Consider the following 12,860-nt stretch of genomic DNA (forward strand, 5'->3'; position numbering starts at 1 on the left):
CTTGTTATTCTTTATTAAAAATTATTTAAAAATGCTCATACTTTCATCATAAATAGGACTTTCTATCGCTAAAAAATCTAAAACACTATGAAAAACATTATGTTGTGATGCTTCTCTATTACTCTTTAGCTCTTTAGAATTATCTGAAAGCCAGACAATAAATGGAATTTCTAATTGCTCTTCAGGTGCTATACTTGCTGGTATTCCATGCATATATAAGTTATTTTCTCCTAAAGATTCACCATGATCTGAAATATAAAACATAGCACTATTATACGTTTCTAATTGTTTTAATTGATCAATTAAGCTCGATAAAATATAATCTGTATACACAATCGTATTATCGTATGCATTTAATAATTCTTGTTGTGTACATTTTGCCAACTCAACACTTTCGCAAACTGGTGTAAACTTATTAAATTTCTCTGGATATTTTTTATTGTAAGTAGGCCCATGACTTGTACTCGTATGCAGAACTAGTAATATTTTATCTTTTTTACTAGCTAATATTTGTTCTTTTAAACCATTTAGTAATATCTCATCATAATTGCATCCATCTCCTTCACAATCTTTTTCTAAATCACCTCTTTTAAAAAAGTTTTTAATGTTAACAGTAGGTTCTCCCCAATTCGTAGTTCTCCAAATTACCTCTACATCGTTTCTATATAAATAATTAGGTAAAATTTCATACAATTCATTGCTTTTCTTATGTTCTAAAATACACTTTACACCTGCTGTAGTATAAGTTGCGCATGAACTAGCCTTGTAGGTATGTACATTATTTTGTTTTGCTAATAATGGGTTAGTATCTTTCTCATAACCGTACAAAGAAAAGTTTTTACTTCTTGCAGATTCCCCTATTACTAAAACTGAAATAGATTTTTTAGTGTCTTTTATCTTCGCATTTGGTAACAGAATTTGTTGTTTATTTTCTTGATTTTTATGAATATAATATCGAGAAGTATTTACCACATAAGACCAAGGCATAGCCAAGGCTCCTAAAGATTTTGAATTTTTATCAATCCATAACCAATTCGTAGAATTGATATAAACAAAAGCTAAAATAAATATAAAAGTAAGTGCAATATGTATCAGAAATTTTTTAAATTTTACCCTTACAACTTTTGTTTTAATGATTAGAATGCTTGGTATGATTCCTAACAAAACAAGATACATTACCAATCCAAAAGAAAAGAAACTACTTGATTCTTCCAAGTTGGTATTCAATATATTACCAATCATTGTTTTATCAATAATAACACTGTATGTGTTTATAAAATAGACGGCTATGGAATTTACAATTGCAAACACAACCAGTAAAAACTTACCAACAATTGGAGAGATGTACAAGCCTATGTAAAAAAGGAAGGTATTTAATACCAATGCTATTAAGACTAAACTACCAATTAATAAAATACCACTTAAACTGCTAGAATCTAAATTATTTGTTACAAATCTAAAAAATGGTAAATGATATAATAATAAATTGAAAAAACTTATTATTAATGCAAAGTAGCTTATTTTAATGTTATTTTTTAGCATAAACTTTTATCATTACATATAATGTTGAAACTATTGCAATTAATGGAAAATAAAAAATTATCAAATTAGTTTCAGATATTTTCTTTACAATAGCAACTCCACAAATTATTAAAACCAATATAAAAATTGGATAATATTTCTTATTTCCAATCCAATTGAACCAATTCACGTTATTGTTTATGACAATACCTAAAACTGCGGCTATAAAACCTATTGTACTACCAATAACAACATCAATAGGATAATGAGCGCCTACAGCAACTCTAGAAAACACAATAATAAATCCTAAAGAAAGCATAAAAATAGACCATAAAATTTTTGACATAAAATCTTTAGGCATCAATGCAAATAATAATAATGTAATTATTGAAAAAGCAGTTATTGAATGTCCAGAAGGTAAACTTGTATGTCCAGAAAGCGTTTTTCCTACAATTACAAAACGATCAGTATCAAAAAAAGCAGCAGGTCTTGGAACTGCAAATAATCTTTTTAATACATAAGATAAAATAAGTGATATAAAACCCGATGTTAAAACTGCTCCCCAAATTTTAGGTGCATAGATTATAAAAATAGATAACAGAGGAAAAATAATTAATGCATCACCTAATTGGGTTAGGTTAAACTGTAAAATTGGTAATTGAGATAATTTGCTATTCAAAAACAAAAATAAATTTTCTTGAATTTTAATGTATCCATCAATAGAAAAAGCGTTTTTTATTAATAAAATAAGCACTATAACAAATAATAATAAAAAAGGTAAAAAAAGGGATTTTAATCTTGTATTGCTAAGATTGTTACTCACTTTAATATCTAGTTTATCAATAAATAACATCCTAGATTTTATCTTTTAAAATTATTGGTTGTGGTTTTCTTTTTAGCATGTAGTTTGCTCGCCTTTTTAATGATACAAAAATAGTTACTCATTGGGTAAAAAAAAAGGTGTTACCTTAAAAGTAACACCTTATATATTAACAATTGTTAATCATTTATTTTTTATGTCTTGGTTGAGAAGAAACTGTTAAACTTTTTCTTCCTTTAGCTCTTCTACGTGCTAACACCTTTCTACCATTAGCAGAAGCCATTCTCTCCATGAAACCATGTTTGTTTCTTCTTTTTCTTTTTGATGGTTGGTAAGTTCTCTTGCTCATTTTTATATGTCTTAAATGTCTTCTTGCTTAATTTGATACTTTTAAAATTGCTTTCTAAAAGCGTGTGCAAATATACAACTGTTTTTATTTTTGACAAATAGTATTTAAAAAAAAATGAAATTATTTTTATACTTTTAAAAAACACAAAGTTATAAATGTTTTTTATGATTTTTATTTGACGTAAAATCTTTAGTTAGTACTTTTGCCCAAACCTAAAGTAACCATGTACAACACTAAATACGTTTTTGTAACAGGAGGCGTAACTTCATCACTTGGAAAAGGAATTATTGCGGCTTCTTTGGCTAAATTACTCCAAGAACGAGGCTTTTCTGTAACTATTCAAAAACTAGATCCATATATAAATATAGATCCAGGAACTTTAAATCCTTACGAACATGGAGAATGTTACGTTACTGATGATGGTGCAGAAACCGATTTAGATCTTGGGCACTATGAACGTTTTTTAAATATTCCAACAAGTCAGGCAAACAATGTTACTACAGGTCGAATTTATCAATCTGTAATTGATAAAGAAAGAAAAGGAGAATTTTTAGGAAAAACAGTGCAGGTAATTCCTCATATTACTGATGAAATAAAACACCGAATTCAAATTTTAGGTGAAACTGGCGATTATGATATCGTAATCACTGAAATTGGTGGAACTGTTGGAGATATTGAATCTTTACCTTACATAGAGTCTGTTAGACAACTTCTTTGGGAAAAAGGTGAAGAAAATGCCATTGTTATCCATTTAACTTTAGTGCCTTATTTAGCAGCTGCAGGTGAACTAAAAACGAAACCAACTCAGCATTCTGTGAAAATGTTGATGCAAAGTGGAGTGAGCCCAGATATTCTAGTTTGTAGAACAGAACACGAAATTTCTGATGACATTAAACGCAAACTAGCATTATTCTGCAATGTTAAGAAAGAAGATGTTATACAATCTATTGATGCAGAAACTATTTATGATGTTCCTAATTTAATGTTAGAACAAAATTTAGATACTGTAGTTTTAAATAAATTAAAACTTTCTTCTAAAGGTGAACCTGCTTTAAAAGTATGGAATAATTTTTTAAGAAAACATAAAAATCCAACTTCTGAGGTAGAAATTGGTTTGATTGGAAAATATATAGAGTTACAAGATTCTTATAAATCTATTACAGAGGCATTTATTCATGCAGGTTCATCACATGAAACAAAGGTAAAAGTACGTTGGATACATTCTGAAAGCTTATCTCCTAAAACTGTTGAAAAAAAATTAGAAGGTTTGCACGGAATTTTAGTAGCACCAGGTTTTGGAGACAGAGGAATTGAAGGCAAAATAAAAGCGGTAAAATATGCACGTGAAAATAACATTCCTTTTTTCGGAATTTGTTTAGGAATGCAAATGGCAGTTATTGAGTTTTCGAGAAATGTTTTAAACTTAAAAGGAGCAAGTTCTACAGAAATGAACAAAAGCACCAAACATCCTGTTATTAATTTAATGGAGAGTCAGAAAAATGTAGTTAATAAAGGTGGTACCATGCGTTTAGGAGCTTGGGATTGTAAAATTACAAAAGATTCTAAAGTATATAAAGCTTATAAGTCTGAACTAATTAGTGAAAGACACAGACACAGATACGAGTTTAATAATAAGTATTTAAACCAAATAGAAAAAGCAGGCTTAAAAGCAACAGGCATCAACCCAGAAACAGGTTTGGTAGAAGTTGTAGAATTAGATAATCATCCTTGGTTTGTGGGTGTACAATACCATCCAGAATATAAGAGTACTGTTTTAAAACCTCATCCTTTATTTGTAGATTTTATAAAAGCGGCTCTAAAATATTCGAAGATTTAAGGTTTAGAGCTTACTATCCAAAAAATCTATTATGATATCTTTCCTACGTAAGCAGGAATCTAAAAATATTAAAATTTAGACATTAAAAAAATTAGGAATACTAATTGAACTATAAAAAAGTATATAATAAAAGGTAGCAAAATCATAATAAAAAAAGGTTTTTAACTACATTTGTCGCGTTTTTATCAGAAATAATTTTTGATTTAATGACAAATTGACATCAATACATATGGAACAAAAAAAATTCGATTATAATTCTTTTATTGGTATGATTCTTCTAGGAGCAATCATGCTTTGGTATTTTAACACCAACAAACCTGCAGATTTAGAGGAAGTTTCTAAAGAGCAAGTTACAGATACTACAACAACTATTACAAAGCAAAATACTGTTTCTAAGGAAACCGAATTTTATGAAAACGATTCCATAAAACAAATTGCATTTCAAAATAAATTAGGTGCTTTTGCACAAAGTGCTATTACTGGAACTGAAGGAACTACAGTTATACAGAACAGTCTTGTAAAATTAACGATTGATAATAAAGGTGGACAAATTGTAGAAGCTTTAATTAAAAATTATAAGACCTACGATTCTCTTCCTTTGCATATGATAAAGGATAACAACTCGTCTTTTAACATCAATTTCGGAACTACAGACAACAGAATTTTAAATACCAAAGATTTATTTTTCGAACCCACATATACTAAAAACGGAGACAATCAAGTATTGTCTATGAAATTAAAAGTTTCTGAAACTCAGTATTTAGAGTATAGATATGAAATGAAACCAAAGAAATATATGGTCGATTTTTCTGTTCGTTCTCAAGGTTTGAACTCTGTAATAAACTCATCTAATCCAATAAATTTAGATTGGACTTTAAATGGTTACAGACACGAAAAAAGTATTCGTACAGAAAACACAATGTACTCTTACTATTATTATAAAACAGAAGGTGAAGTTGATTATTTAAATGCTGGTAAATCTGAGATTGCGAATGATGTAGATTGGGTTTTTTATCAACAACACTTCTTTTCATCGAGTTTATTAACAGATACACCTTTTAACAATGCCACTGTAACTTCTACAGATTTGGTAAATGATGAAGAAATTGATACTGTTTTTACGAAAAAATACGAGTTAAAAACACCTTTAGCTTTATCTGCTGGCGAATTAAATTATAACATGAAATGGTATTATGGACCAAGTGATTATAATTTATTAAAAAAATACGAAGGCACAGATTTAGAAGAAACTGCAGATTTAGGTTGGGGAATTTTTGGTTTTTTAAACAAAACTATCTTTTATCCTGTATTTAATTTCTTAAAAGGGTTTTTAGGTAATTTCGGATTGATTATCATTTTAATGACGATTGTTGTTAGAATTATCATGTCTCCTTTGGTTTACAAATCTTATTTATCGAGTGCAAAAATGAAGGTTATTAGACCTGAATTAACTGCCTTAAATGAGAAATATCCAGGAAAAGAAAATGCAATGAAACGTCAGCAAGAAACTATGGCAATTCAGCGAAAAGCTGGAGTTAGCATGATGTCTGGTTGTATTCCTGCACTATTACAAATGCCAGTTTTCTTTGCCTTGTTTAAGTTTTTTCCTACAAACTTAGCTTTAAGACAAGAAAGCTTTTTATGGGCACCAGATTTATCTTCTTACGATACTATTTTCACCTTGCCATTTTCCATTCCTTTTTATGGAAATCACGTAAGTTTATTTCCTATTTTGGCTTCTATTGCCATTTTCTTTTACATGAAAATGAATCAGAGTCAGCAAGCAAATATGCAAGCTCCACCTCAAGAAGGCATGCCAGATATGAGCAAAATGATGAAGTATATGATTTACTTCTCGCCTATTATGATGTTGTTTTTCTTTAACAATTATGCAAGTTCTTTAAGTTTGTACTACTTTACATCGAACTTATTAACGATAGCAATTATGTTGATTATTAAAAACTTTGTGATAGATGAAGATAAAATTCACGCACAAATAGAGGAAAACAAAAAACGTCCTGAAAAAGCAAAAAGCAAGTTCAGACAACGTATTGATGATGCTATGAAACAAGCACAAGAACAACAAGCAAAACAGCAAAAAAAGAAATAATAGGCAATGCCTACAAATAATTATAAAAACCCAAAACTTAATTGTTTTGGGTTTTTTGTTTTAAATTAGTTTTTAAAAAAAGGTGTTTTTCTTATTGATTTTCTGCCTAAAAATATAGAAATTCGCTAACGACTAACATCAAAGTAAGTTATGCGTCATTACCAATCAAAAACTTTGAGTTGAAGAATTAATACTAAAAATTGAGAAAAAACTTAATAATATTATTTTTTTTAATAACTACAATATCTTGTGGTATAAAAACATTTAAATTAAAGAATGGTTATTCTAGAGCCGCAATCAACGAAAGAGTATACAAAAATAAAAAGTATTTTGAAAAAAGTATTTTAAGAGATATTGAAACTCAAATAATTTATGAAGAATATAATAAAACATTTTATAAAGGGAATAAACCTATTAATGTTTTAGCGCGGAAAAATTATGAAAATCCTTACAGTTATTATCAAGTTTATAAATTTTATGATAATGGGAATTTTAATTTGTTTATTTTAAACAGGAAAGAACCTGAATTGAAAAGCAATATGTTTGATCCTGAATTTACTGGTTGGCGTGGAGTTTTATATTCTGAAAATAATAAAATAAAAGGAGATTTAATAACTCAAATTTCTGGAACGGGTACTATTGGAGTAATAAAACAAACATTTGAATTTAAAGGAGATACTCTATTTATAGACAGAAAAGGAAATTCATTTGAAAAAAGAGTTTATATAAAGAGAAAAGTACCAATCGAATTATTGAAAAACAATGCTGAATGGTAAAAAAACGAACGTACAATACCTTATAAACTTAGCCAAAAAACTAAACTTTTTTACTCTTAAACCTCCCAAAAAACAAAATATAACCATAACACAAAATCGTTAAAATAAAAGCTGTTTTAAAGCCAAAACCATCAATTAAACTTCCAAATACCAAAGGTATAATTGCTCCACCCACAATTGCCATACAAAGTAAACCAGAAGCTTGTGCTTTTAAATCTCCTAAACCTTCTAAACTTAGTGTAAAAATGGTTGGAAACATAATAGAGTTAAACAAACCAACTGCCAAAACAGACCACATAGAGAGCAAACCTGTGGTGTTTATAGAAATCAAAATCATGGTAATTGCTAAAAAAGCAAAGATGCTTAGCACTTTGCCTGGAGCCATAATTTTGGTTAAATACGCTCCTATAAAACGTCCAATCATTGCTCCTCCCCAATAGAAAATCACAAAAATTCCTAACAAAGATTTTGGGTCAGAATCTGTAAATGATTTATTAAAGGTATTCGCAATAGTGTTAGCAATGTTCATCATGGTTTCATTTTGTGAAACGATGGTTGCTAAATTCATATCAGAAAAATAGTTGACCAAAAAACTACCAATGGCAACTTCTGCTCCCACATAAACAAAGATTCCGAATGCACCCATGAGCATTGCTTTGTTTTTTAATAATTTTATATAGCCGCCTTTTGGAATTTTCTCCATCACTTTTGGTAAGTTGATAAATGCAAAAATGGTTGCTAAAATGGCAATTGAAAAAGCAATCCATAAAAAAGGAGTTTGCACTGTAGAAGCTTCAGCAACATAATAATCTGTTTTTTCAACTTCGCTTAATACATTTATTTCTGCGGATGTTTTTACAGAATCGCTTAATAAAAACAAAGCACCCACAACTGGTGCAATTGTAGTACCCAAAGAATTAAATGCTTGCGATAAATTTAAACGACTGCTTGCACCATCTTCAGTTCCTAATAAAGCTACATACGGATTTGCAGCTACTTGCAAAATGGTAATACCACCTGCCAATGTAAAATAACCAATTAAAAAGACTGAAAAAGTTCTATATTCTGCTGCTGGATAAAATAATAAACAGCCTAAAGCCATGGTTAATAAGCCTAAAACAATTCCTTTTTTATACCCAATTTTAGACAACATAAATCCTGCTGGAAGTGAAAAAACAAAAAACGCTAAAAAAAATGCAAATTGAACCAAGACTGTTTTTGCATACGACATTTCGAAAACATCTTTTAATCTTGGTATTAAACTATCGACCAAAACAGTGATAAATCCCCAAAGGAAAAATAACGTTGTTAAAAATATAAAAGCACTTCTATAGGATTTATTGGTTGTTGATGTTGACATAATTACGCTTTATTAAAATAATCTGATTTTATATTTTTATTCTCTTTGTCTTTATAGATATTGTAACTGAACCATTCATGAATGGAATACGCCCCTGTTTTACCTTGTTTGTTTACTGCGATATAACCTACTTGAAAATCTTTGAAATCTTTACCTGGTTTATTTACAATTCTACCAATAGCCTCTTCACAGGCTTCTTGTGGTGATTTTCCTTGTCGCATTAATTCCACAATTAAAAAACTACCTACCGTTTTTAAAACTTCTTCTCCTAAACCTGTTGCTGATGCTCCTCCAATTTCATTATCCACAAATAAGCCTCCACCAATAATTGGAGAATCTCCTACTCTACCTGCCATTTTATAAGCCAGACCACTTGTGGTGCAAGCACCAGAAATATTGCCATCTTTATCAATAGCCAACATTCCAATGGTATCATGATTTTCGATATTAATAATAGGCTTGTACTCTGATGTTTCTTTCCATTTTTCCCATGCTTTTTTGGATGCTTCTGTGAGTAAATCTTCTCTTTCAAAACCTTTTGAAACAGCAAATTGTTCTGCTCCTTCTGCAACCAACATTACATGAGGTGTATCTTCCATGACTTTTCTTGCCACAGAAATTACGTGTTTTATGTTTTTTACGCCCAAAACTGCTCCATAATTTCCTTTTGAATCCATAATACAAGCATCTAAAGTTACATTTCCATCTCTATCAGGTAAACCTCCTTTTCCAACAGATTGTCCTTGTTCATTGGCTTCTTCAATTCTGCATCCTTGTTCTACAGCATCCAAAGCTGAGCCTCCTTTTTCTAAAACTGCAGCAGCAGTTTCTACTGCCAAATCTGTTTTCCAAGTTGCAATTACCAGAGGTCTAATAGATTCTAAAATTGACGGAACAACTTTCTTTTCTGATGATTTTGAGTCTGAATCACAACTTATTAAGGTTGATGAAATAGCTACCAAACCTAAACCAGTAGCTGATGCTTTTTTTATAAAATTTCTTCTTTTCATTTTTCTACTTTAAATTCTGTGATTCCTGCGAAAGCAGGAATCTTAATTTCATGAGTTCTAGGTATACTTAGATTCCTGCTTTCGCAGGAATCACAACTCTATTATTTTATTTGAATTTCATCCACAAACAACCAACTTCTTCCATCGTGTTTATAACCCAAATGCCATTCTGGAAGTTTGCCTAGTTTTTTTGCGATGATTTTTATGTATCTCACTTTAAAAGTTGGTGGATATTTAAATATAAATTCCTGAATTTTCACAGTTTCATTCTTCCTTTTATTTTCAACATTGAAACTCCCCAAAGACCTATATTTTTTCCCATCAGAAGAAACTGAGATTTCAACTTCACTTGGCAGAAAAATCCAAGAACGTTGGTCCTCTAAGAAATTAATTTCTAATCTACCTTCTTTATTATCTTCTTTCCCTAAATCAACAATAACAATTAAATCTGTATCAAAATAACCTTGCCAAGTTCCAGTTCTAAAATCCTCAGTTCCAATAATCCCATCAATTAAAGCATTATTTCCTCCAGCATTGTATTGATTTGCATAGTTAGTTTTTAAATCGATTTTAATATTGGGATCTATTTTATAAAAATCGGTGGTAATAGTTGCACTTTTTACTCCGTTTTTTTCAGCATAAACAGAAAGATTGATAAATTTATCTAGCACTAAAGGCTGTTCATACTTTTTAAAACCTCCTTTATAGCCTATTCTGTAAAAAATATTAGCATCCTTTTCTGCACATTTTAACTCAACTTCTGTACTTCCTTTAAAAGCTATATCGCCTTTTGCAATAAAAGGCGCAGCTACAATTAGGTTTTCATTAATTTCTGTGGATGGAATAAATTCGTCTTTAGTTCCCCAATTTGAAGGTTGATTTGTCATGTCAAAAACTAAATTTCCACCATTGATAATATCTTGATGATTGATGTATGAAAACTCATAACTCTCTCCATTTAAAGTTACAGATTTAATATATTTATTCTCTTTGGATTGATTTTTAGCTTCAACCATAAACGATTTTCCTGATTCTAAATTGATACTCGCTTTTTCAAACAAAGGACTCCCAACAATGTATTGATTAGAACCTGGTGTAACTGGATAAAAGCCTAAAGAAGAAAAAATATACCATGCACTCATTTGTCCACAATCTTCGTTTCCTGAAATTCCATCTGGAGAATTTGTATATAATTCTGTTAAAATCTGACGAACTTTTTCCTGAGTTTTAGATGGTTTATTTACAAAATTATACAAATACGCCATGTGATGACTCGGTTCATTTCCGTGCGCATATTGCCCAATTAAACCAGTAATATCTACTTGATGACGACCTGAAGTTTTATCTTCTGCAACAAATAATTTATCTAATTGATTTTCTAATTGTTGCTTTCCTCCTAACAAGTTCGTGAAACCAGTAATGTCTTGAGGAACATAAAAACTATACTGCCAAGAATTTGCCTCTGTATAATTAAAATTCACTTCATAAGGATCAAAAGGTGCAAACCACGTATTTCTAAATCGCCCTCGCATAAATTTAGTTTCTGGATCAAAAACGTTCTTATAATATTGCGCTCTTTCAGAATAGGTTTTAAAATCTTCTTCTTTGCCTAAATCTTTTGCCATTTGTGCAATTGTCCAATCATCATAGGCATATTCTAAGGTTTTAGAAACGGATTCAGATTCTTTTTCAACAGGAATAAATCCGAATTTCTTATAAGAATCCAATCCTAATTTATCACGAGTAGCAGAATGTTTCATCGCTTTAAATGCTTTTTCAACATCATAATTTTTGATACCTTTTAAATACGCATCAGCAATTACAGGCACTGCATGATACCCAATCATACAACCTGTATAATTTGCGGATAAATCCCAAATGGGTATAATTCCACCTTCATCATATTTTGCCAAAAATGTATTGATAAAATCGTTGGTTTTTTCTTGCTCAATAATCGTATATAAAGGATGTGCAGCTCTATAAGTATCCCAAAGTGAGAAGACAGTGTAATAATCAAAATCTTTTGTTTGATGAATTTTTAAATCCATTCCTCTATATCTTCCATCTACATCTTGATACAAATTTGGAGCTAAAGCAACATGATACATTGAAGAATAAAAATTGGTTTTATGATCAATATTTGAATCTTCAACCACAATTTTCTCTAATTGTTTTTCCCAGAAATCTTGCGCTGTTTTTTTAACTTGCTCAAAAGTTTGATTTCCTATTTCTGCTTCTAAATTCTTTTTGGCTCCTTCTATATCAACTGCCGAAATTCCAATTTTGATATAAATAGGTTCATTTTTTGGGTTGATAAAATTCAATGCAATTTTTTGCGCGCCATTCATTCCTTTTTTTGGAGGTGACTGTAAAACATCTGTAAATTTATGTGATGTTTTAATCGTAAAAAATAAGCGCTGGTCTTTTGCCCAAGCTTCCGAAAAACGATACCCAGAAAGTTCTGTGTCAGAAATCTTATTAATTTTTGCATCTAACACTTTGTCACGATGCAACAAATCTAAAATCACAAATTGGTTTTCAGAAGAAGGAAAACTGTATTTATGAATGCCACTTCTCTTAGAAACCGTTAATTCTACATCAATATTTGTATCGTTTAAATGTACTTTGTAAAAACCTGGCTCAGCAATTTCTTTGTCATGAGAAAATTTAGATTTGTAACCTTCTTTTCCTGAGCCTGACGAAGTATCAGCTCCATTATTAAAAATTGGTTTATTCGTTGGCATTAACAAAATATCACCATAATCAGAAACGCCTGTTCCACTTAAATGCGTATGTGAAAATCCGTAAATTTCATCATCAGAATAATGGTACCCTGAGCAACCATCCCAACCATCTAAACGTGTGTCTGGAGAAAGTTGCATCATTCCAAAAGGCAATGTTGCTCCAGGATACGTATGTCCATGACCACCTGTGCCAATAAAGGGATTTACATACGAAATTAAAGGTTTATCTTTTTTTGCTTCAGAAACTGATTCTTTTTTACAAGCTTGAAAAAACAGCACGAAAAAGATTGAATATTTAAAAAAGTTGTAAGAAAAATAATTCATTCTCAAATA

At 30.1% G+C, this 12,860-nt stretch carries 9 protein-coding genes; 3 read left to right on the plus strand and 6 right to left on the minus strand.

Going from position 1 to position 12,860, the window contains the following annotated elements:
- Nucleotides 1–21: 21 nt before the first annotated feature.
- The 3 genes from eptA to rpmH all read right to left on the minus strand — a co-directional run bounded on the left by eptA (nt 22) and on the right by rpmH (nt 2,690).
- Nucleotides 22–1,542, minus strand: coding sequence for a phosphoethanolamine--lipid A transferase EptA (gene eptA, locus WAO74_RS03725; protein ID WP_422159803.1), 1,521 nt, complete (start codon nt 1,540–1,542; stop codon nt 22–24).
- Complete coding sequence (locus WAO74_RS03730) at nt 1,529–2,374, minus strand: phosphatase PAP2 family protein (protein ID WP_422159805.1); 846 nt, start codon at nt 2,372–2,374, stop codon at nt 1,529–1,531. Before WAO74_RS03730 ends, eptA begins: the two co-directional genes overlap by 14 nt.
- 154 nt (nt 2,375–2,528) lie before the next feature.
- Entirely contained in the window at nt 2,529–2,690 is a 162-nt protein-coding gene (gene rpmH, locus WAO74_RS03735) for a 50S ribosomal protein L34 (protein WP_422159806.1), read from the minus strand.
- A 223-nt stretch (nt 2,691–2,913) separates the two neighbouring features.
- Between rpmH and WAO74_RS03740 the strand changes: the two genes are divergently transcribed.
- The 3 genes from WAO74_RS03740 (at nt 2,914) to WAO74_RS03750 (ending at nt 7,413) form a co-directional block, all read left to right on the plus strand.
- The gene (locus tag WAO74_RS03740; RefSeq protein ID WP_422159808.1) at nt 2,914–4,527 is read left to right on the plus strand and encodes a CTP synthase; all 1,614 of its coding nucleotides are present in this window, start codon (nt 2,914–2,916) and stop codon (nt 4,525–4,527) included.
- A 229-nt stretch (nt 4,528–4,756) separates the two neighbouring features.
- Nucleotides 4,757–6,637 (plus strand): membrane protein insertase YidC, encoded by a 1,881-nt coding sequence (yidC, locus tag WAO74_RS03745; RefSeq protein ID WP_422159810.1) that lies wholly within the window; start codon nt 4,757–4,759, stop codon nt 6,635–6,637.
- A gap of 200 nt (nt 6,638–6,837) precedes the next feature.
- Nucleotides 6,838–7,413 carry a hypothetical protein gene (locus WAO74_RS03750; RefSeq protein ID WP_422159811.1) on the plus strand — a complete coding sequence of 192 codons (576 nt, stop codon included), beginning with the start codon at nt 6,838–6,840 and terminating at the stop codon, nt 7,411–7,413.
- 40 nt (nt 7,414–7,453) lie between these two features.
- Here the strand turns inward: WAO74_RS03750 and WAO74_RS03755 are convergent, their stop codons facing one another.
- The 3 genes from WAO74_RS03755 to WAO74_RS03765 all read right to left on the minus strand — a co-directional run bounded on the left by WAO74_RS03755 (nt 7,454) and on the right by WAO74_RS03765 (nt 12,851).
- Complete coding sequence (locus tag WAO74_RS03755) at nt 7,454–8,773, minus strand: sugar MFS transporter (protein WP_422159812.1); 1,320 nt, start codon at nt 8,771–8,773, stop codon at nt 7,454–7,456.
- Between the two features lie 2 nt (nt 8,774–8,775).
- Nucleotides 8,776–9,783 (minus strand): isoaspartyl peptidase/L-asparaginase family protein, encoded by a 1,008-nt coding sequence (locus WAO74_RS03760; RefSeq protein WP_422159813.1) that lies wholly within the window; start codon nt 9,781–9,783, stop codon nt 8,776–8,778.
- 101 nt (nt 9,784–9,884) lie between these two features.
- Nucleotides 9,885–12,851, minus strand: coding sequence for a GH92 family glycosyl hydrolase (locus WAO74_RS03765; protein WP_422159814.1), 2,967 nt, complete (start codon nt 12,849–12,851; stop codon nt 9,885–9,887).
- Nucleotides 12,852–12,860 lie beyond the last annotated feature (9 nt).

It is taken from the genome of Polaribacter sp., assembly GCF_049276715.1.
Classification (GTDB): domain Bacteria; phylum Bacteroidota; class Bacteroidia; order Flavobacteriales; family Flavobacteriaceae; genus Polaribacter.

Bases quoted from the DNA above. Each gene is read 5' to 3' on its own strand.
- eptA (WP_422159803.1), bottom strand. From the start codon at position 1,542: ATGCTAAAAAATAACATTAAAATAAGCTACTTTGCATTAATAATAAGT.
- WAO74_RS03730 (WP_422159805.1), bottom strand. From the start codon at position 2,374: ATGTTATTTATTGATAAACTAGATATTAAAGTGAGTAACAATCTTAGC.
- rpmH (WP_422159806.1), bottom strand. From the start codon at position 2,690: ATGAGCAAGAGAACTTACCAACCATCAAAAAGAAAAAGAAGAAACAAA.
- WAO74_RS03740 (WP_422159808.1), top strand. From the start codon at position 2,914: ATGTACAACACTAAATACGTTTTTGTAACAGGAGGCGTAACTTCATCA.
- yidC (WP_422159810.1), top strand. From the start codon at position 4,757: ATGGAACAAAAAAAATTCGATTATAATTCTTTTATTGGTATGATTCTT.
- WAO74_RS03755 (WP_422159812.1), bottom strand. From the start codon at position 8,773: ATGTCAACATCAACAACCAATAAATCCTATAGAAGTGCTTTTATATTT.
- WAO74_RS03760 (WP_422159813.1), bottom strand. From the start codon at position 9,783: ATGAAAAGAAGAAATTTTATAAAAAAAGCATCAGCTACTGGTTTAGGT.
- WAO74_RS03765 (WP_422159814.1), bottom strand. From the start codon at position 12,851: ATGAATTATTTTTCTTACAACTTTTTTAAATATTCAATCTTTTTCGTG.